The 18369-nt window shown below is 70.9% G+C and carries 19 protein-coding genes; 12 read left to right on the top strand and 7 right to left on the bottom strand.

Annotated elements, in window-relative coordinates; all coding sequences use genetic code 11:
• Positions 1 to 86: 86 nt before the first annotated feature.
• The 3 genes from H4W30_RS03475 (at position 87) to H4W30_RS03465 (ending at position 3788) form a co-directional block, all read left to right on the top strand.
• On the top strand, positions 87 to 2360 hold the full coding sequence (locus H4W30_RS03475) for an ATP-binding protein (RefSeq protein WP_192741457.1): 2274 nt from the start codon (positions 87 to 89) through the stop codon (positions 2358 to 2360).
• Positions 2357 to 3004, top strand: coding sequence for a TetR/AcrR family transcriptional regulator (locus tag H4W30_RS03470; RefSeq protein WP_192741456.1), 648 nt, complete (start codon positions 2357 to 2359; stop codon positions 3002 to 3004). Before H4W30_RS03475 ends, H4W30_RS03470 begins: the two co-directional genes overlap by 4 nt.
• A 118-nt stretch (positions 3005 to 3122) precedes the next feature.
• Positions 3123 to 3788: a helix-turn-helix transcriptional regulator gene (locus H4W30_RS03465; RefSeq protein WP_192741455.1), complete on the top strand. Its 666-nt coding sequence runs from the start codon at positions 3123 to 3125 to the stop codon at positions 3786 to 3788.
• A gap of 5 nt (positions 3789 to 3793) precedes the next feature.
• On the opposite strand, the gene H4W30_RS03460 is transcribed toward H4W30_RS03465, so the two are convergent.
• Positions 3794 to 4375, bottom strand: coding sequence for a TetR/AcrR family transcriptional regulator (locus H4W30_RS03460; RefSeq protein WP_192741454.1), 582 nt, complete (start codon positions 4373 to 4375; stop codon positions 3794 to 3796).
• A gap of 80 nt (positions 4376 to 4455) precedes the next feature.
• On the opposite strand from H4W30_RS03460, the gene H4W30_RS03455 reads away from it, so the two are divergent.
• Entirely contained in the window at positions 4456 to 6021 is a 1566-nt protein-coding gene (locus tag H4W30_RS03455; protein ID WP_192742406.1) for an MDR family MFS transporter, read from the top strand.
• Positions 6018 to 6491: a universal stress protein gene (locus H4W30_RS03450; RefSeq protein WP_192741453.1), complete on the top strand. Its 474-nt coding sequence runs from the start codon at positions 6018 to 6020 to the stop codon at positions 6489 to 6491. The genes H4W30_RS03455 and H4W30_RS03450 overlap by 4 nt, the downstream gene beginning before the upstream one ends.
• On the opposite strand, the gene H4W30_RS03445 is transcribed toward H4W30_RS03450, so the two are convergent.
• The gene (locus H4W30_RS03445) at positions 6405 to 7373 is read right to left on the bottom strand and encodes a DMT family transporter (protein ID WP_192741452.1); all 969 of its coding nucleotides are present in this window, start codon (positions 7371 to 7373) and stop codon (positions 6405 to 6407) included. The genes H4W30_RS03450 and H4W30_RS03445 overlap by 87 nt on opposite strands.
• Before the next feature lie 72 nt (positions 7374 to 7445).
• On the opposite strand from H4W30_RS03445, the gene H4W30_RS03440 reads away from it, so the two are divergent.
• Positions 7446 to 8360 (top strand): LysR family transcriptional regulator, encoded by a 915-nt coding sequence (locus H4W30_RS03440; RefSeq protein ID WP_192741451.1) that lies wholly within the window; start codon positions 7446 to 7448, stop codon positions 8358 to 8360.
• A gap of 186 nt (positions 8361 to 8546) precedes the next feature.
• Here H4W30_RS03440 and H4W30_RS03435 read toward each other — a convergent pair whose 3' ends face one another.
• Positions 8547 to 9701, bottom strand: coding sequence for a serine hydrolase domain-containing protein (locus tag H4W30_RS03435; protein WP_192741450.1), 1155 nt, complete (start codon positions 9699 to 9701; stop codon positions 8547 to 8549).
• 93 nt (positions 9702 to 9794) lie between these two features.
• A complete protein-coding gene (locus tag H4W30_RS03430; RefSeq protein ID WP_192741449.1) occupies positions 9795 to 10154 on the bottom strand; it encodes a nitroreductase/quinone reductase family protein in 360 nt (119 codons plus the stop codon).
• A 62-nt stretch (positions 10155 to 10216) separates the two neighbouring features.
• Here H4W30_RS03430 and H4W30_RS03425 point away from each other — a divergent pair, with 62 nt between their 5' ends.
• Positions 10217 to 10858 carry a TetR/AcrR family transcriptional regulator gene (locus tag H4W30_RS03425; RefSeq protein ID WP_192741448.1) on the top strand — a complete coding sequence of 214 codons (642 nt, stop codon included), beginning with the start codon at positions 10217 to 10219 and terminating at the stop codon, positions 10856 to 10858.
• Between the two features lies 1 nt (position 10859).
• Here H4W30_RS03425 and H4W30_RS03420 read toward each other — a convergent pair whose 3' ends face one another.
• Positions 10860 to 11495 (bottom strand): TetR/AcrR family transcriptional regulator, encoded by a 636-nt coding sequence (locus tag H4W30_RS03420; protein WP_192741447.1) that lies wholly within the window; start codon positions 11493 to 11495, stop codon positions 10860 to 10862.
• Between the two features lie 77 nt (positions 11496 to 11572).
• Between H4W30_RS03420 and H4W30_RS03415 the strand changes: the two genes are divergently transcribed.
• Both H4W30_RS03415 and H4W30_RS03410 read left to right on the top strand, forming a co-directional pair.
• Positions 11573 to 12532, top strand: a complete 960-nt coding sequence (locus H4W30_RS03415; RefSeq protein ID WP_192741446.1) for a zinc-dependent alcohol dehydrogenase family protein — start codon at positions 11573 to 11575, stop codon at positions 12530 to 12532.
• An 82-nt stretch (positions 12533 to 12614) separates the two neighbouring features.
• Positions 12615 to 13676 (top strand): hypothetical protein, encoded by a 1062-nt coding sequence (locus H4W30_RS03410; RefSeq protein WP_318780521.1) that lies wholly within the window; start codon positions 12615 to 12617, stop codon positions 13674 to 13676.
• A 10-nt stretch (positions 13677 to 13686) separates the two neighbouring features.
• Here H4W30_RS03410 and H4W30_RS03405 read toward each other — a convergent pair whose 3' ends face one another.
• A complete protein-coding gene (locus H4W30_RS03405; protein ID WP_192741445.1) occupies positions 13687 to 14274 on the bottom strand; it encodes a TetR/AcrR family transcriptional regulator in 588 nt (195 codons plus the stop codon).
• 75 nt (positions 14275 to 14349) lie between these two features.
• On the opposite strand from H4W30_RS03405, the gene H4W30_RS03400 reads away from it, so the two are divergent.
• The 3 genes from H4W30_RS03400 to H4W30_RS03390 are packed head-to-tail and all read left to right on the top strand — an operon-like array spanning position 14350 to position 17858.
• Positions 14350 to 15177 carry an arylamine N-acetyltransferase family protein gene (locus tag H4W30_RS03400; RefSeq protein WP_225948744.1) on the top strand — a complete coding sequence of 276 codons (828 nt, stop codon included), beginning with the start codon at positions 14350 to 14352 and terminating at the stop codon, positions 15175 to 15177.
• 28 nt (positions 15178 to 15205) lie between these two features.
• Entirely contained in the window at positions 15206 to 16789 is a 1584-nt protein-coding gene (locus H4W30_RS03395) for a phytoene desaturase family protein (protein ID WP_192741444.1), read from the top strand.
• A 10-nt stretch (positions 16790 to 16799) separates the two neighbouring features.
• Entirely contained in the window at positions 16800 to 17858 is a 1059-nt protein-coding gene (locus H4W30_RS03390; RefSeq protein ID WP_192741443.1) for an NAD-dependent epimerase/dehydratase family protein, read from the top strand.
• On the opposite strand, the gene H4W30_RS03385 is transcribed toward H4W30_RS03390, so the two are convergent.
• Positions 17843 to 18298 (bottom strand): SRPBCC family protein, encoded by a 456-nt coding sequence (locus H4W30_RS03385; protein ID WP_192741442.1) that lies wholly within the window; start codon positions 18296 to 18298, stop codon positions 17843 to 17845. The genes H4W30_RS03390 and H4W30_RS03385 overlap by 16 nt on opposite strands.
• Between the last annotated feature and the right edge of the window lie 71 nt (positions 18299 to 18369).

Raw genomic sequence — 18369 nt, 5'->3', positions numbered from 1 at the left:
AGGTAACCGGCCCCCGAGAAGGCCGGACAAGCGGAAGCAGGGGGCAGCTTTTCGACGCCGGAAGCCTGCCGGTTGAATGGGCCGCGGTGGAGGCGAACGAGAAGCGGTCGGTGTTCGGCAAGCTCCTGCTCGAACACCGTCGTGCCGCGGGGTGGACGCAGGGGCGCCTGGCCGAGGCCTCCGGTATCAGCGTTCGTGCCCTGCGCGAACTGGAACGCGGCCGCGCGCGGGCCGCCCAGCAACGCTCCGCCGAGGTGCTGGCCGACGCGCTCGGCCTGACCGGCGGCGACCGGGAGTTCTTCCTGACCGTCGCCAAACAGGGACGTCGCCGGAATCCGGCGCTGGCCGCCCAGATCGCGGCGACCTGCGCGCTGCCCGCGCCCACCGCGGATCTGTCCGGCCGCGAAAGCGAGCTGGAGCAGCTGTCCGCGAAGGTCGCCGAAGGTGGTGGCGTGGTCGCGATCGTCGGACAGGCCGGGGTCGGGAAGACGGCGCTCGCGGTGACCGCCGCGGATCTGTGGCGCGCGGAGTTCCCGGACGGGGGCTACGCGGTGGATCTGCGCGGGATGGACGAACAGCCGCTCAGCGCCGGGACCGCGCTCGACCGGCTGTTGCGCGCGCTGGACGTCGCGCCGGGGCAGGTGCCCGCCTCCGAAGCCGAACGGTCGGCGTTGCTGCGGATGCTGCTCGAAGGCCGCAAGGTCTTGCTGCTGCTCGACAACGCGGCCGACGAGGCGCAGCTCCGGCCGCTGCTGGTCACCGGGCCCGGCTCCCTCACCCTGATCACCTGCCGCCGGACGCTCGCCGGGCTCGAAGGCGCCCGGTGGCTCGCGCTCGAAGCGCTTTCGGACGAGGGCGCGACCGGCCTGCTCGCCAAGATCGTCGGAGCCGACCGGGTAGCCGCGGAGCCCGCCGCGGCACGCGAACTCGCCGAGCTGTGCGGATATCTGCCGCTCGCGCTCCGGATCGCGGGCAACCGGCTCGCCACCCGGCCGCAGTGGTCCCTGGCCCACCTGGCGGACCGGCTGCGCGACGAAAGCACCCGGCTGCGCGCGCTCGCGGCGGGCGATCTGCGGCTGCGCTCGGCTTTCGACCTGTCCTATCGCGCGGTCTCGGCCGAGGCCCGGCGGCTGTTCCGGCTGCTGGCGACCGTGCCCGGCGCCGACTTCGGCCTCGAACTCGCGGTCGTCGTCTCCGGCGCGCCACCCGCCGACGTCCGTGACCAGCTCGACGAACTCGTCGACGCCAGCCTCCTGCAGAGCACGGCGGAGCCGGAACGGCACCAGTTCCACGACCTGATCCGCTTGTTCGCCGAAGAACGGTTCGAGGCCGAGGGGGAACCGGCCGCGCGGGACACCGTGCTCGCCCATCTGCTCGGCAAGGCGGCGGAAGCGGCCAGGCTGTTCTACCCCGGAGCACCGGAGAACGGCCGCTTCGGCTCACGGGAGGAAAGCGCCCGCTGGCTGGACGTCGAAGGCGGGAACTGGGTCGCCGCGCACCGGATCGCGGCACGGAAGGGTCTCCACCGGGAGGTCCGGGACCTCGCCGTCGCGCTGCACTGGTACTCCGACGGGCGGAGCGCCCAGCGGCCGTGGTGGGAGATCTTCTCGCTCGGCGCGGCCGCGGCGAACGCGCTCGGCGACGACGGAGCCGAGGCGAAGCTGCTCAACTTCGTCGGCTGGGCCGCCAGCGTCTGTCTCGGCGACGACGAGGGTGCCGTGGCGGCGCACCGCCGCGCGCTGGACATCGCCACCGGGATCGGCGACCGCGTCGAGCAGACCTGGGCGTCCATCTACCTCGGCCAGGTCCTGCGGCTGACCGGAAAGGACGACGAAGCGTTCGAGTTCGCGAAGCGCGGGTACGAACTGGCGGGCGAACTTCCGTTCTGGGACGGGCAAACCACGGCGCGGAACGTCTACGGGCGCGCGCTGCTCAACGCCGGACGGCACGCCGAAGCGCTCGCCGTGCACCGGGCCGTGCTTTCCGACGCCGAGCGGCTGTCGGGCGACACGTATCCCGCTTTCCACCGGCTACTGAAGGCCTTGACCCTGCGCGCCATCGGCGACGTGCTCGGTGATCTCGCCGAATGGCGGGAGGCGGCGGGCCACTACCGCACCGGCCGGTGGCTCGCGTGGGAAGGCGGTTTCGACGCGCTGGAGGCGACCTGCGCCTTCCGTGAAGGGCGGGCCTGGCGGGAGGCCGGTGCCTTCGAGGAAGCCAGGGAGTGCCTCGCCATGGCCGTGGACCTCTCCGCCGGGCCGTCGTTCGGCGCGCTGCGCGAGCAGGCCTCGGCCGAACTGGCGCTCCTGCCCGCGGAGCGCCGACTAAGCTTCGGGCCGACAGAGCGGGAGGACCGATGACGGACGCGGACGGGAAGAGCCCGCGGGAGCGCTATCGCGACCAGGTGCGCGCGGAGATCAAGCAGCACGCGTGGGAGCAGATCGCCGCCGCCGGGGTGCCCGCGCTGTCCCTCAACGCGATCGCCAAACAGGTCGGGATGAGCGGCCCCGCCCTGTACCGGTACTTCGCCAGCCGCGACGATCTCATCACCGCGCTCATCCGCGACGCGTACCGGAGCCTCGCCGACACCGTCCGCGCGGCGTTCGACGGCGGCGCCGATCTGGCCGGGCTCGCCGTCACCATCCGGGACTGGGCCCGGAGCGACCCGCAGCGCTATTTCCTCATCTACGGCACGCCCGTCCCCGGCTACCACGCGCCCGAGGACACCACCGCCATCTCGAGCGAGGTCATGGCCGTGCTGCTCGAAGCGTGCCGCGCGATCACCGTGGACAAGCCGGAAACCCCGTTCGACAAGCATCTGGACGGCCATCGCGACTGGGCGGGCGACGACCCCGCCCCGTCCTCGGCGCTGCACCGCGCGATCGCCTTCTGGACCCGCCTGCACGGCGTGCTCTCACTCGAACTCGCCGGCCACTTCACCGGGATGAAGTTCGACCCCGACCTGCTGATCGCGGACGAACTGGACGACCTCACGGCCCGGTGAACCTTTCCCGCCTGTCACACGTCTTGCCAGCGACGTGGTTGACGTACAACGTTGTAAGGTTATAGCTTCTAAGTACCGCAATAGCTATTAATGCTGGTGCTTCGGACGGGGACTTCGCATGATTCACGGGGAGAAGATCAGCAGGAGGACCGATCGCGTCAGAGTCGCCGTGTACGCCCCGGATCTGCTGGCCGGGCTCGGCACGACGAGCATCCTCGGCGCCGACGACCGGCTGGACGTGCTGTCCGGTACCGACCTCGGGTCCGCCGAAGTCGTCGTCACGGTCGGGGATTCGATCGGCGACGGCGCTTTCGCCTTCCTGCGCCAGGTCCGCGCCGCGTCGTCACTGGCGACGCCACGGAGATGCGTGATCGTCACCGACCATTTCCCCGTCCAGGTGCTGATGACGGCGATCGAATGCGGGATGGCCGCACTGCTGCCGCGGCGCGATCTCGACGGCGAGCATCTGGCGCGGACGATCCTCGCGGTCAGCCAGGGCGCGGGCGCGCTGCCGCCGCGCCTGCAGGGCAGCCTGCTCTCCCAGCTCGAACGGATCCAGGAAGACCTGCTGGCGCCCAACGGGCTCGCGCTGTCCGGCCTGTCCGGGCGGGAACGAGAAGTACTCCGCCTGCTCGCCGACGGCCATGGCACGGAAGAGATCGCGGCCAAACTCGCCTATTCGGAGAGCACGGTGAAGAACGTCCTCCAGCGGGTGATGTCGCGATACGGCCTGCACAACCGCACGCACGCCGTCGCCTTCGCCTTGCGCACCGGCTCGATCTGAGGCGGTCACCGGAGCTGAACGCGGCCAAGCAACCGGTCGACCAGCTCGGGAAGCGACTGCTCCTCCGGGCCTTCCAGCCACAGGACGTTCCCCGTCCGCAACGTGGCAAGGAAGGTCGCCGCGGTGAGCCTGGCCAGCTCCTGATCCAGGCCGTGCCCCCTGGCGAGCAGCACAGCGATCAGGTCGCGTTCGAGAGCGAACTGGTCGCCCGCCTGCCGCGCGAGCAGCGACGGATGCCGCCGCAGCAGCCGTAGCTGCGCCACCCATTCGCGGTCGGGGACGGGGTGCGCCCGGTACAGCTCGCGGCACGCCGCCCGCAGCGCCTGCCAGGGCTTCTCGCCCGGCGGCCTGCCCTCGACCAACGACACGAGCAGACCGGTGCGGTCCCGGTCGGCATGCAGGATCGCGTCCTCTTTGTTCGCGAAGTAGTTCGAGAACGTCCGCCGGGACACGCCCACCGCGTCGGCGATGTCCTCGACGGTCACCCCGTCCAGCCCGTGCTCCATCGCCAGCCGGAGCGCGGCCTCGTGCAGCGATTGCCGCGTCGCCGCCTTCTTGCGGGTGCGCAACGTGTCGAGGGTGTCCACCAGGACAGCGTAGCGAGGGGAATAAAGTTCCCACTGTGCAAGTTTGCACAATGAGCAACATTGCCGCTCGAAAGGACGCCATGAAGACCGAGGGAACGACGGCGGAGGCACCGCCAGGGGCGATGGGGCACCGCCAGGTGCTCGAATCGCTGTCCGGTCTGCTGCTCGCGCTGCTCGTGGCGATGATCAGCTCGACGGTCGTGTCGACCGCCCTGCCGTTGATCATCGGCTCGCTGAACGGCTCGCAGACGCAGTACACCTGGGTGGTCACGGCCACCCTGCTGGCGGCGACGGCCACCACACCGATCTGGGGCAAACTCGCCGACCTGTTCAACAAGAAGACGCTGGTCCAGATCGCCATCGTGATCTTCGTGATCGGTTCGATGATCAGCGGATTCAGCCAGAACACCGGGCAGCTGATCGCCGCCCGCGCGTTCCAGGGCATCGGCGTGGGCGGTCTTCAGGCGCTGGTCCAGGTCGTGATCGCGGCGATCATCCCGCCGCGGGAACGCGGCCGCTACAACGGTTACCTCGGCGCGGTCATGGCGGTCGCCACCGTCGGCGGGCCGCTGCTCGGCGGCCTGATCGTGGACGTGCCGTGGCTCGGCTGGCGCTGGTGCTTCTTCGTCGGCGTGCCGATCGCGGTGGCGGCGTTCATCGTGCTGCAGCGGACCTTGAAGCTGGAGACCGTGCGCCGGGAAGGCGTCCAGGTGGACTACCTCGGCGCGGGCCTGATCGCGGCGGGTGTGAGCGTCCTGCTGATCTGGGTCTCCTTCGTCGGCAACAGCTTCGACTGGCTGTCGTGGCAGACGGCCGTGATGGTGGTGGGCGGCGCCGTGCTCCTCGCCTTCGCCGTGCTGGTGGAACGGAAGGTCCGCGAACCCGTCGTCCCGCTGCACATCATCACCCGGCGGACCCCGGCGCTGGCGATCATCGCGAGCCTCGCGGTCGGCATGGCGATGTTCGGCGGTGCTGTGTTCCTCGGCCAGTACTTCCAGGTCGGCCGCGGCTACTCCCCCACCGAAGCCGGACTGCTGACCATTCCGCTGATGGGCGGCGTGCTCGTCTCCTCGACCGTGTCCGGGCGCCTGATCAGCCGCACCGGACGGATGAAGCCGTACATCGTGGCGGGCACGATCACCCTGGTGATCGGTTTCCTCGGGCTGGGCACCGTCGACCACGCCTCGCCGCTGTGGCTGGTCGGTGTCGCGATGGCGATCGTCGGCGTCGGTGTCGGCATGACGATGCAGAACCTCGTCCTCGCGGTGCAGAACACCGTGCCGTTGCGGGATCTGGGCGCCGCCAGCGCTTCGGTCACGTTCTTCCGGTCGCTCGGCGGCACCATCGGCGTCTCGGTGCTGGGCGCGGTGCTCGCGAACCGGGTCACCGCCGACCTGTCCACCGCGCTGCACGTGCCGGCGGGGAGTGCGTCGACGGGCAGCGTCAGCGCGCTGAACCTCAAGGCCCTGCCGCCGGATGTCCAGACGATCGTGCACACCGTGTACGGCGACGCGACCGCGCACATCTTCCTGATCTCCGCGGCGGTGGGTGTCGTCGGCGTGATCGCGGCGCTGCTGCTCAAGCCGCTCACCCTGCGCACCACGCTCGACGTGGAGACACCGTCGGAAGCGCCGGTCGCGCGATGAACGAGAACGCCGCCGGGGCCTTCGAGTCCACTGTGGAGCGTTTCGGCCCGCCCCGGCCCCATCCGGGGCGGGCCATCCTGGCCGGGGTCGACGGCTCCGACACGGCGATGCGGGCGGCCGCCTTCGCCTTCGGCATGGCACGACGCGAGGGCGGCAGGCTGATCGTCGCCTTCGTCTGCCGTCCGGCGCTCGGTCCCGCGGTCGCGGCGACGATGGAACACGACACCGCGGTGCAGCTCTACGAAGAGATCCGCGAGCAGATCCGCGAGGCCGCCGAAGAACTGGAAGTGCCGGTCAGCTTCCTGAAGACCTACGGCGATCCGAACACCGTGCTCCGCGACACCGCCGACCGCGGCAAGGTCGACACCGTCGTGGTCGGCGCCTCACAGCAGGCCGGTCACCGGTTCGCGGGGTCGGTCGCGACCAAGCTCATCAGGACCGGGCACTGGCCGGTGCTGGTCGTTCCCTGACGACCGGCCGCCGAGGAACGACACGACCCCCACCGCGGCCACGACGAGCGTGCAACCCGCCAGCTGCAGCGGGGTCGGCCACTGGCCGAGCAGGGCGGCGCCGAACAGGATCGCGGCGGCGGGTTGCAGCATCAGCACGGCGGACCCGCCGCTCGCGGGAAGGGCGGACAGCGCGCGTCCGATCAGGAGCCAGCCGAGCACCTGGCCGGTCACGGCCAGCACGAACAGCCACAGCAACGCCGAAACCGGCGGCGTGACGTCGAGGTTTCCGGCAAACAGGCCCGAAAGGCCGCCCACGCTCGCCGACGCCGCGGTCGCGGTGGCGAGCATCGTCGTGCGCCCGCCGCCGTCGGATCCGGCGCGGCGCAACAGGATCAGGTAACCGGCGTACGCGACTCCGGCCAGCACCGCCATGACCGTGCCGTACCAGGGATCGCTGCCCGCGGCACCGCCGTCCGCCAGCCCGCCCGCCAGCGCGGTCCCCGCCAGCATCACCGGGATGGACAGCCAGAACGCCCGCGGCGGCCGCTCGCCGAACCACAGCAGTCCTGCCAGCGGGACGAGGACGACCTGGACGTTGACCAGCGCCGTGGCGACTCCGGCGCCGACGGAGAGGATCGCCTCGCTCCACAGCACCATGTCGACGCCGAGCAGGACACCCGCCAGCACGTGGCGTCGCCGCGCGGCCGGGGTGGGGCGCCGCCCCCGCTCCCGGGAACGCGCCAGGACCACGAGGATCGGCAACGCGAACAGGCAGCGGAAGAACGTCGCCGTCGTCGAGCTGACCCCGGACAGCGCGACGAGGGGGGCGGAGAGGGCGATCGCGAGGGCGCCGAGGACTCCCTGTGTCCTCGGATCGACGAAGAATCCGGTGTGCCGCATGCCTTCGATTCGATCGCACGGCGGCGGACAGGACCAGCGAGATCCTCTTACCCCGACGGTTAAGCTCGGCTAATGAGTGGCGATCTGTCCAATGTGGAACGGCTGCGGATGCTGCACGCGGTATGGCGGCGGGGATCGCTCGCCGCGGCCGCCGAACTGCTGCACGTGACGCCGTCGGCGATCTCCCAGCAGCTGACCAAACTGGAGCGGGAGGCGGGCACCGGGCTCCTCGTCCGGCACGGGCGCGGCGTGCGGCTCACCCCGGCGGGGCTACTGCTGGCGCAGCGCTCGGACCGGGTGCTCGCCGAACTCCGCGCCGCCCGCGCGGATCTGGACTCCCTCACCGGGGAGACGACCGGCGTCGTCGAGATCGGCGCCATTCCGTCGGGGGTGCACACGTTCATCGCGCCGGCGCTCACCGGCCTCGCCGTGCGCCATCCCGGTATCGAGGCGCGGCTGCACGAGGTCGAACCCGAAGTCGCCCTTCCCGCGCTGGCCGACGGTGTCTTCGACGTCGTGGTCGTCGAAAGCTGGGAGAACCTGCCGCTCACCCGACCGCCCGCGACCCGCTGGACCGAACTGCGCGACGACTCGGCGATGATCGTGCTCCCGGCCGGACATCCGCTGGCGGGCGCGGATTCGGTACGCGCCGAAGACCTCGCGGACGAGATCTGGGTCGCCTGGGCCCGGCCAACGCTGGCGAACGCCTGGATCCGCCAGACGCTGCGGGAACGCGGGATCGAACCGATCGTGCGGCATACGGTCAGCGGATTCGGGACGCAGTTCGCCGTCGTCGCCGGGCTCGGCGCCGTCACGCTGGTGCCGGGTATGGCCACCACGATCGCGCCGCCGACGGTGGTGTGCGCCCCGCTCGAACCGGTGCTGCACCGGCAGCTCTACGCGGTGCAGCCGCACGGGGAAACGCGGCCCGCGGTCGCGGAGTGCGTCAAGGCCCTGGTGGAGGCGGCGAGGTCCTGGGGCTCGTGAGTGATCCGGGCCCGTCAATGCCGCACCACGCTCGCTTCGATACGGCCGCGCTCGTGTCGTCCATCGGATCACGCGTGTCGTCCATTCAGTCACGTGTGTCGTCCGCCCGATCACGGGAAACGCCGGTGCTGAACCTCGTGAGTGGTAAGGACGGTTAGAACCGTCCTTACCACTCACGAGGGCGGGTCAGCGGCCGCAGAGGGCGTGGTCGATCACCGGCTCCAGCGGATGCACCTCCGGCAGCGGGGCGCCGGGGTTGTACGGCGTCAGCGTGTTCAGCGAGACCATCACGCTGCGCTTGCCGTCCTCGGTCACGCCGTTGCCCGTCAGGTAGCCGGGCAGCGCGCCGCCGTGACCCCAGTAGCCACCACAGGAACTCGCCGACTTCTGGAGGCCCAGCCCGTACTCGCCGAGCCCCGGCGCGGGCACGGTCTTCTTCATCTCGGCCAGCATCGACGGCGGGAGCACCTTGCCACCCAGCAGTGCCCGAAGGAACTTGTTGCCGTCCTCGGTGGTGCTGTTGATCGACCCGTCCGCTCCCCCGCCCATCGACGGATTCATCAGCGTCACGTCCACCCGCCGTCCGAGTTGCGGCGGATTCGAACCCTCGACGACGAACCGGTCGTACCCTCGCGCGTGCGGTGCCGGGATGAACGGCGACGTGTACGGCAGGGTGGTCTCGCGCAGGTCCAGCGGGCGGACGATCCGGTCGATGACCTCCTGCCGCCAGCCCCGCCCGGTCACCTTCTCGGTCACCATCCCGGCGAGCACGTAGTTGGTGTTGGAGTAGCCCCAGCTCGTCCCCGGCGCGAACTCCGGCGGCTTCCCGACCGCCAGCTTCACCGCATCCGACGCGCTCAGCTCGTCGAACCGATGACGCAGGAAACCCTTCTCGGTGAAGACGTCCAGTTCCGCCATGTAGTCGTGCAGCCCGCTGGTGTGCTGCAGCAGTTGCCGGACGGTGATGGCCTTGCCGTCGTTGCCGTTCCCGCTCACCACCCCCGGCAGCCATCGGTCCACCTTGTCCTCCAAGGAAAGCCGCCCCTCGCCGACGAGCTGGAGCATCGTCGCGGACAGGAACGTCTTGCTGAAACTGGCGATCCGGAAGTGCCCGTTCCACGGCACCGGGGTCCGGGTGCGCAGATCGCCGTGACCGCTGCGCACCTTGACGCTGCCCTTCGCCGTGCTGACCTCCATGAGCACGCCCGGCGACCCGTTCGCGACGAGCGTGTCGGCATCGCGCTGCAGTGTCCGCTGCAGCGATGGCGCCGCGGACGCGACGGCCGGGGTGACGAGCGTTGCCGCGCAAAGCACGGCCATGACGACTGAAGTGCGTTTCATATCGGCAAAACTACGAAGCCGCGGGCACATGGGGCATCGGCTTGGAGGACGATGCCACCTCCCTCCCTGGTACTAACGGAGCACAGGGTCCTCTCAGGGTTTCAGGTCCATCCGGAGGAATTCGGTGAGGCGGAGCAGTTTCGGCGGGCGGGTCACGCCGTCGGGGAATTCGTCCGCACCGATGAGGCGCGGGCCGGTGAGGTCCACTTCCCGTCCGTCGATCCGGAGCCGCGCCTCCCCCGCGGTCAGGATGTTGCGCACCCAGTCCGCCTCCGGGCCGTAAACCGGGATGAACAGGTAGCCGCCGTCGACCGGATGCGCGTCGAGCGGTGTGTGGCGGGTCTTTCCCGAACTGCGGCCGACGTGGATCAGCACCGGATATTTCCCTCGGGCGATCGCACGGGGGTTGAACACCCGTTTGTTGATGTGGCCCCACCATCTCGGCATCGGCATCGGTCTCTCCTCTCGATGGCCTTACACCCGTAAGGTTGTCTTACACCTGTAAGGTTGTCAACGTGCCGCCTCGCCGATCGCTCACCAGGGACCGCGTACTGAAGGCCGCGATCGAAGTCGCCGATCGCGGTGGCGTGGAGGCGATGACGATGCGCCGGGTCGCACAGCACCTCGGCGTGGAGGCCATGTCGCTCTACCACCACGTGCCGAACAAGGACGCGATCCTCGACGGCGTCGTCGACGCGGTGTTCGCGGCGATAGAGCTGCCGGACCCAGGCGCCGGCGATTGGCGCGAGGCGATCCGCGCGCGTGCTTCGTCCGCGCGCGCGGTCCTTTCGCGGCACAGCTGGGCGCTGGGCCTCATGGACTCCCGGCGGAATCCGGGGCCGGCGACGCTACGCCACCACGACGCGGTCCTCGGTGTCCTTCGGCGGGCGGGATTCACGGTCCCGATGGCGGTGCACGCCGTCTCGCTCATCGACAGCTACATCGGCGGATTCGTGCTGCAGGAGTCGAACCTCCCGCTGAGCGAAGACGTCCCGGACGTCGCGGGCGACATCCTGGACGGCCTGCCACGGGACGAGTTCCCGCATCTGGCCGAGGTGATCACCGAGCATGCCCGGCGGCCGGGTTACGACCACACGAAGGAATTCGCCTACGGCCTCGACCTCATCCTGGAAGGGCTCGAAGCCCGCAGGAAATGAGTCAGCGGGTCACTCCCGGCAGCACGAGGGCCAGCCGTGCCACCGGTGGCAACGGCGACCGTTCCGGCGCGGCCCGGAAGGCCTGGATCGCGAGCGCGGCGAACCGGCGGGACGCCGCCACCTGCGCGGCCGCCGAAGCGGCCTGGATCCCGTTGTTGGCCATGAGCATGAGGATCAGGTCGTCGAGGACGAAATCGGGGCGCAGCTTCCCGGTGTCCTTGGCCCGGCCCGCCAGCTCGGCGATCGCCTTGAGCGCGTGGTCGCGATCCGCGGTGAAGTCCACCGCCTTGGGGAAGGCCGAGACGAAGGCCGCCGTGAAGCCCCGGTCGCGCGAATGCAGCTCGCAGATCCTCTCGATCACCGAACAGAAGCCGCGCCACGGATCCGGATCCGCGAGCCCTTCGTCGACGACGGCGTGGCACGTGCGCATCTGCTCGGCGAACGCCTCCGTCGCCAGGATCTCCTTGGTCGGGAAGTGGCGGTACAGCGTGGCGGGGCCGACTCCCGCGCGGCGCGCGACCTCCCGCAGCGGCACGTTCAGACCCTCGGTGGCGAACAGCACGCGAGCCGCTTCGAGGATGCGTTCCCGGTTGTCCACGGCGTCGGAGCGCGGGATCCGAGGCAAATGATCGGTCACCGCTCTCAGTTTAGCCAAAACGGACGGGGGCGTCCGTTAACGTCCGCCGGACCAGTGATCGACGACCAGGAGACGAAATGCGCGCAGTCGAGATCCGGACGTTCGGCGCCCCCGAAGGCCTTGCCGTGATCGACGTCCCCTCCCCCGTTCCCGCCGAGGGAGAAGTGCTGATCGACGTGGAAGCGATCGGTGTCGGCGGGGTCGACACCGTGATCCGCAGCGGCGCTCTGGCCGGTCTCGGCGGCTTCCAGGAAGGATTCATCCCCGGCAACGAGGTGGCCGGAACCGTCACGGCGGTCGGCGGCGGGGTCGATCCGGCCCTGGCCGGGCGGCGGGTCTGGACGTTCACCGGCGAGGGCGGCGGCTACGTCGAACAGGTGGCCGTCCCGGCGGACAGGATCCTCCCGCTTCCCGGCGATCTGCCCGCCACCGACGCGGTGGCCATCGGGACTTCCGGCATGGTGGCCCATTTCGCGCTCGCCCACGCCCATTTCGCGCCGGGCGAATCGGTGCTCGTGCGCGGGGCGGCGGGCAGCATCGGGATCATGACGGTGCAGCTCGCGGCGCAGGGTGGCGCGAGCGCGGTGGCGGTCACGACGTCCTCGGCCGAACGCGGCGAGCGCCTGCGCGAACTGGGGGCGACCCACGTCCTCGACCGGTCCGGTGAAGGGGACGGGCCGCCGGGGTACGACGTCGTCATCGACATCGTGTCCGGTGTGGACATGCCGTCCTTCTTCGACCGCCTGAAGCCGAACGGCCGCATGGTCCTCGTCGGCGTGGTCGCGGGCATGCCGCCGGCGGATTTCGGCGCGAAGCTGATGGCGACCTTCCGGAAGTCCTTGTCGTTCGCGGCCTTCAGCGCGGACTCGATCCCCGAGCCGGATCGGCGGGCGGTGAGCGCGGAGCACTTCGGCGCGGCGGCGCGCGGTGGGCTGCGTCCGGTGGTGCACGAGGTGCTGCCGCTGGAAAAAGCCGTGCTGGCGCACCGGAAGATGGACGACGGCGAAGTGTTCGGCCGGATCGTGCTCACCCCGTGAACCGGTCCATTGTGGAGCGCCACGTCACCCGGTCAGTGTAAGTTTCCCCATCGCGTGCGCCGCCGCACTAGGCTGCCCACTCGTGCCCGATCCGATGCCCGAGGGACCCGGCTTCACGGCGGTCGGCTTGCGGCCGCTCTCCGGCGGCGAGGGCACCGGCGCCTACGGCGTGAACGACGCCGGGGTGATCGTGGGCGAGTCCGGGTCACGGCCGGCGCGCTGGGATCGCGGCGGGCATCCCACGCCGCTGCCTCTCCTCGACGGCTGCTCCGGCGGACGCGCGGTCGGCGTCAACGCCGCGGGTGTCATGGCGGGTTCACTCGTCGCCGGCGAGCACCTCCGGCCCGTGTGCTGGCTGCCCGACGGCCGGGTGTGCGCGCTCCAACTCCCCGCCGGGGCGCTGTCCGGCACGGCGTGCCGGGTGAACGCGCGCGGGTCGATCCTGGGGAACGCGATGTGGCCGGGCCACCGCTGGCGGGCGCTGCGCTGGGCACCGGACGGTGAGGTCGTCGAACTCGCCACTCTGCCAGGGGACGGCGAGACACAGGGGCAGGACCTGAACGGGCTGGACGAGGTCGTCGGATCGGCCAGGAACGGCTCGGGCGTCCGCACCGCGGTGCACTGGACGTCCTCGGGGAAGATCAGCACCCTGCCCCCGCCCCGCCGCACGACGGCGTGCGGGATCACCGACTCCGGCGCCATCCTCGGCGACGGTGTCGTGTGGCACCGCGACGGAGGCACCGTCCTGCTGACCGGTGAACCGGAGTTCTCCGCGGGACAGGTCGTCCGGATCACCGGGCCGGGTGTCGCGATCGGCTGGGGCCTGACGCCGGACCGGCGCGGCGTCGGCGCCCGCTGGGATCGCGACGGACGGCCCACCGTGCTCCGGCCCCTGCCTTCGGACGCCGCCAGTACGTGTTTCGACGTCGACGACGCCGGGACCGTCGTCGGCGAGTCCGTGAGCGAGGGAACGGTGCGGCCGGTGCGCTGGGACGCGGACGCGACGCCCCGTCTGCTCCCGTCACCTGCCGGTATCACGGCGATCGTGGCCCAGCACATCAACGCGAACGGCACCGTCATCATCGGCTACGGTTTCGCGCCGGACAGCTCCGCCTACCGCGGGATCGCCTGGCACCGTTCGTAAGGCCGCCCGGTCAGGCCGTCGCGAGCTCGATCGCCCGCCGCATCGCCTCGTCCAGCGGAGCCCCGAGGCGGAGGGCCGCTCGCCCGGCGGCGAAGACCGCCCCGGTGGCCGCGCCGACCAGCGCCGCGGCATCCACCTCGTCGATCTCGCAGGCTTGGCACAGCGCGGCCGCAAGCCGCTCCTGAGCGTCGAAGGCGCGTTGCAGCATCGTCGCGCGCAACGACGGCACCGACGTGATGAGCTCCAGCCGGATCCGCTCGGGCTCGTCGGCCGGATCGCGGAGCCCAGCGCCGGCCTCGGCGAGCATGCCGAGCATCGCGCGCCGCAGAAGTCCGCCGGGTTTCTCGCCCGCCTCGCGCGCGGCGAGCACGTCCAGGCCCACGCGCAGGATGTGTTCGCCGTCGTCGGTGAGAAGGAGGTCTTCCTTCGTCGCGAAGTGGTTGAAGAACGTCGCGGTGGACACCTCGGCGGCCGCGGCGATCTCGGCGGTGGTCGTCAGGTCGTAGCCCTGCCGTTCGAAAAGCCGGTACGCCGTCTCGATCAACACCTTCCGGGTGCGCCATTTCTTCCGTTCCCGCAAACCCACCGGCTCGGTCATGACGGTCAGCATACTGGATCGACTTCAAAATTAGAGTTACTATAATTTTAGAGTTGATCCAACCAAGGAGATGCCATGATCCTCGACGCGTTCCTCGACCGGCTGGAGTACCGCGAGCCCGTCCGGCCGGATCCGGCCACGCTCCGGAACCTGCACCGGGCATGGCGGTTGCGAGTTCCTTACGAGAACCTCGACCTCCAGCTCGGCAGGACACTCCCGCTCGACCAGGAAGCCTTGATCGACAAGCTCACGCGCCGCGGCCGGGGCGGGCTCTGCTACGAGATGAACGGCGCGCTCGCCGTTCTGCTGCGGGCGGCCGGATTCGAGGTGACCGTCGTGGAGGGCGCCGTCCTGCGCTCGACCCGCGGCGACGGCCAGTGGGGCAACCACATCGCCCTGCTGGTCGACGTCGACGGGGAGACCTGGCTCGCCGACACCGGGATCGGCGACGCGTTCCTCGAGCCCCTGCCGATGCGGGAAGGCACGTACCGGCAAGGAGAACTGCCGTTCCGGATCGAGCGCCTCGACGACAGCACCTGGCGGATGCATCACCATCCCGGTGGCACGGTCGACTCCTGCGACTACCGCACCGAGCCCCGCGAGGTCACCGACTACGCCGAACGACCCGAGATCACGTCGCCGGACTCCCCGTTCGCCAAGGTGCTGCTGGCGCAGCACCACCGCGACGGCCGTGAGCTGGCTCTTCGCGCTCGCACGATCAAACGCGGCGACGGCGAGCGCCACACCCTGTCCTCTCTCGACGAGTTCGCCGAGACACTGCGGGAGTTCCGTATCCCGGTGGAGGACTTCGGCGCCGGCGAATTGGCCGCCCTCTGGGCCAAGACCGAAGAGCAGCACGAGGCGTGGCTGGCCATCCAGGCGAAGTCGAACGGCAGGGGTTGAAAGCGCCCGTCCGGGGTATGCCCTGATCATGGAAGTCGACGCCGTGGTGATCGGATCGGGGCCGAACGGCCTGGTCGCCGCCAATCTCCTGGCCGACGCCGGCTGGGACACCCTGGTCATCGAGGCCACCGCCAAGCCCGGCGGCGCGGTACGGACCGAGGAGCTCACCGCACCGGGTTTCCGCAACGACGTCTACAGCGCCTTCTACCCGCTCGGCGCGGCGTCGCCGGTGCTCGCCGGGCTGGATCTCGAGGATCACGGCCTGCGGTGGCGGCACGCGCCGGCGGTGCTGGCGCATGTGCTGCCCGACGACCGGTACGTCCTGCAGTCCCGCGACCTCGACCGCACGGCCCGGTCCGTGGCGGAATTCGACGAGCGGGACGCGGACAACCTGCGGGCCGAACACGCGAACTGGCGGCGTCTGCGCCAGCCGTTGCTCGACGCGATCGTGCGCCCCTTTCCGCCGGTGCGGTCGGGGGCGCGACTGTTCAAGACACTCGGCACGGCGGAATCGCTCCGGCTGGCGAGGATGCTGACCCTGACCGCCCGCGGCCTCGGCAAGGAGAGGTTCGACGGCGAGGGCGCCCGACTGCTGCTCGCGGGCAACGCCATGCACACCGACCTCGGCCCGGACCAGGCCGGGAGCGGTGTCTTCGGCTGGCTGCTGACCATGCTCGGCCAGGACGTCGGATTCCCGGTGCCGGAAGGCGGGGCGGGCCGTCTGACCGACGCGCTCGTGAACCGCTTGTCCGCCAAGGGCGGGGAGATCGTGTGCGGCACGCCGGTCACCGAAGTGACGCTGTCGGGTGGCCGGGCGGTGGGTGTCCGGGACGCGGCCGGACGACCGGTGCGTGCCCGCAAGGCCGTGCTCGCCGATGTACCCGCTCCGGTGCTCTACCGGGACCTGGTCGGCGCCGCGCATCTTCCCGCGCGGCTGGTGTCCGATCTGGACCGATTCGTCTGGGACGACGCCACGATCAAAGTGGACTGGGCGCTGTCCTCGCCCATCCCGTGGAGCGCCGCCGAAGTCGGTGAGGCCGGCACCGTCCACATCGGAGCGGACCTCGACGGCCTCGCCAGAATCGCCAACGATCTCGCTTGCGGACGGGTGCCGGACGACCCGTTCCTGCTGCTCGGGCAGATGACCACCGCGGACCCGACCCGCTCCCCCGCCGGGACCGAATCCGCCTGGGCCTACACGCATGTGCCGAGGGGCGAGCCCTGGTCACCTTCCCGGTTGCGCCGGTACGCGGACCGGATGGAAGAGGTCATCGAGAAGCACGCGCCCGGTTTCCGCGGCCTGATCGCGGGCCGGGCGATCGCCGGGCCCGCCGAGCTGGAGGAAGGCAACCACAGCCTGGTGGAAGGTTCGATCAACGCCGGGACCGCGGCCATCCAGCAGCAGCTCTTCTTCCGGCCCGTCCCCGGTCTCGGCCGGGCGGACACGCCGATCGACCGGCTCTTCCTGGCGTCCGCGTCGGCGCATCCCGGCGGCGCGGTGCACGGCGCGCCCGGATCGAACGCCGCCAGGGCGGCGCTGGCCAGGGACGGCTGGGCCGGTTCCGTCTATCGCGCGACGGTGCGTGCCGCGCACCGCGCCGTCTACCGATGAGGACTCGCGGATGAAGATCGTCGTCACCGGGGCGAGCGGGAACATCGGGACCGCGTTGCTCCGGGCACTGGCCGGAGACGGCCACGACGTGCTCGGAGTGGCACGCCGACACCCCGACACGACCGCCGCGCCCTACTCGTCGGCCCGGTGGGTCCAGCAGGACATCGGCGCGAACGACGCCTGGCCGCGGCTGACCGGGGTCTTCGGCGGCGCCGACGCCGTGGTGCATCTCGCCTGGGCGATCCACCCGCGCGCCGACGATCCCGCCATGCGCCGGACCAACCTCGCGGGCAGCGCGAACGTCCTGCGCGCTGCCGCCGACGCCGGCGTGAAGCACATCGTGTGCGCGTCGTCGGTCGCCGCCTACACCCCGGCGGACCGCTGGGCCGAGGTGGACGAGGAATGGCCCTGCGACGGTCTCCCCGAAAGCGCCTACAGCGCGGGAAAAGCCGCCTTCGAGTCCCAATTGGACGAATTCTGCCGCGATCATCCGGAGATCGGGGTGGCGCGGATCCGCCCGTGCGGCGTCGTGCAGCCGGACGCCGCGGCCGAGTTCTCGGGGTGGCTGCTCAGCCCGCTCGCGCCGCCGTTGCCGCTCGGCGGCAAATGGCTGCCGGTGCCGTTGTGGCCGGGGCTGCGGATGCAGGTCGTGCATTCCGACGATGTGGCACAAGCGATCCGGGCGATCCTCGACCGCCGCGCGACCGGTGCGTTCAACCTCGCCGGCGAACCCGTCCTCGACAGCCGCGACCTCGCCGGACTGGCGGGCGGGTTCCGGATTCCCGTACCGCTGCGGCTGCTGACCGGGCTGGCCTGGCCGAGCTGGCGGCTCGGCCTGCAACCACTGCATCCGTCCTGGCTGCGGCTCGCCGATCGAGCGTCCCTTGTGGACACCCGCCGCGCTCGGGCGGAACTCGGCTGGCGGCCTCGCCACGACGCGGCGGCCACGATCAAGGAACTGCTCGCCGCCATTCGCGCCGGGCGACGTGGAGACAGCCGCCCGCTCGACCCGCCGCGGGACCGGATCCGGCTCGGGCGGCCGAGCCACCAGGATCAAGCCGGCGGATGAGCGGCTTCGCGGCCCTTCGCGAGGTCCGCGAGACGGCGCAGGGATTCCCGGTTCCGCGGCACCAGGAAGAGCGCCTGCGCTGCCTCCGGCAGCAGACGTCCCGGCCCGCGGGTCGCCTGCTCGGACATCAGGATCTCCGTGGTCCCCGGCATGGTTTCCCGCAGCTCCAACCGGATCCGCGCGGTACCGAAGGGCCAGGCCCGCGCGTCGAGTTCGAGCAGCCTCGGCGGGTCGGCGACGTGCACCTTGGTGACGTCGTCGAGCAGGAGGGGCCACGTCCCGACGCAGTGGTGGATGCGTGTTCCGCGCGCCGGCCAGCCCGCGTCGACGTCACGGATATGGGACGCCCCCACGACCCACGCCGCGTACGTCCAGCCGTCGGCGAGCACCTCGAAAACGCGCTCGGGAGAAGCCTCTACCGTCATCTTCACGTCGACCATGAACCCATCCGCCCTGGATATCCGGCCGGCTCGTTCCGGCTCGCCTCACCGCCCCGGATACCCCGGGGCGG

Source organism: Amycolatopsis roodepoortensis, assembly GCF_014873915.1.
In the GTDB taxonomy this organism is placed as follows: Bacteria; Actinomycetota; Actinomycetes; order Mycobacteriales; family Pseudonocardiaceae; genus Amycolatopsis; species Amycolatopsis roodepoortensis.
This window is presented reverse-complemented; position numbering and strand designations above follow the sequence as displayed.

Bases quoted from the DNA above. Each gene is read 5' to 3' on its own strand.
- H4W30_RS03470 (WP_192741456.1), top strand. From the start codon at position 2,357: ATGACGGACGCGGACGGGAAGAGCCCGCGGGAGCGCTATCGCGACCAG.
- H4W30_RS03465 (WP_192741455.1), top strand. From the start codon at position 3,123: ATGATTCACGGGGAGAAGATCAGCAGGAGGACCGATCGCGTCAGAGTC.
- H4W30_RS03455 (WP_192742406.1), top strand. From the start codon at position 4,456: ATGAAGACCGAGGGAACGACGGCGGAGGCACCGCCAGGGGCGATGGGG.
- H4W30_RS03450 (WP_192741453.1), top strand. From the start codon at position 6,018: ATGAACGAGAACGCCGCCGGGGCCTTCGAGTCCACTGTGGAGCGTTTC.
- H4W30_RS03445 (WP_192741452.1), bottom strand. From the start codon at position 7,373: ATGCGGCACACCGGATTCTTCGTCGATCCGAGGACACAGGGAGTCCTC.
- H4W30_RS03440 (WP_192741451.1), top strand. From the start codon at position 7,446: ATGAGTGGCGATCTGTCCAATGTGGAACGGCTGCGGATGCTGCACGCG.
- H4W30_RS03435 (WP_192741450.1), bottom strand. From the start codon at position 9,701: ATGAAACGCACTTCAGTCGTCATGGCCGTGCTTTGCGCGGCAACGCTC.
- H4W30_RS03430 (WP_192741449.1), bottom strand. From the start codon at position 10,154: ATGCCGATGCCGAGATGGTGGGGCCACATCAACAAACGGGTGTTCAAC.
- H4W30_RS03415 (WP_192741446.1), top strand. From the start codon at position 11,573: ATGCGCGCAGTCGAGATCCGGACGTTCGGCGCCCCCGAAGGCCTTGCC.
- H4W30_RS03405 (WP_192741445.1), bottom strand. From the start codon at position 14,274: ATGACCGAGCCGGTGGGTTTGCGGGAACGGAAGAAATGGCGCACCCGG.
- H4W30_RS03400 (WP_225948744.1), top strand. From the start codon at position 14,350: ATGATCCTCGACGCGTTCCTCGACCGGCTGGAGTACCGCGAGCCCGTC.
- H4W30_RS03395 (WP_192741444.1), top strand. From the start codon at position 15,206: ATGGAAGTCGACGCCGTGGTGATCGGATCGGGGCCGAACGGCCTGGTC.
- H4W30_RS03390 (WP_192741443.1), top strand. From the start codon at position 16,800: ATGAAGATCGTCGTCACCGGGGCGAGCGGGAACATCGGGACCGCGTTG.
- H4W30_RS03385 (WP_192741442.1), bottom strand. From the start codon at position 18,298: ATGGTCGACGTGAAGATGACGGTAGAGGCTTCTCCCGAGCGCGTTTTC.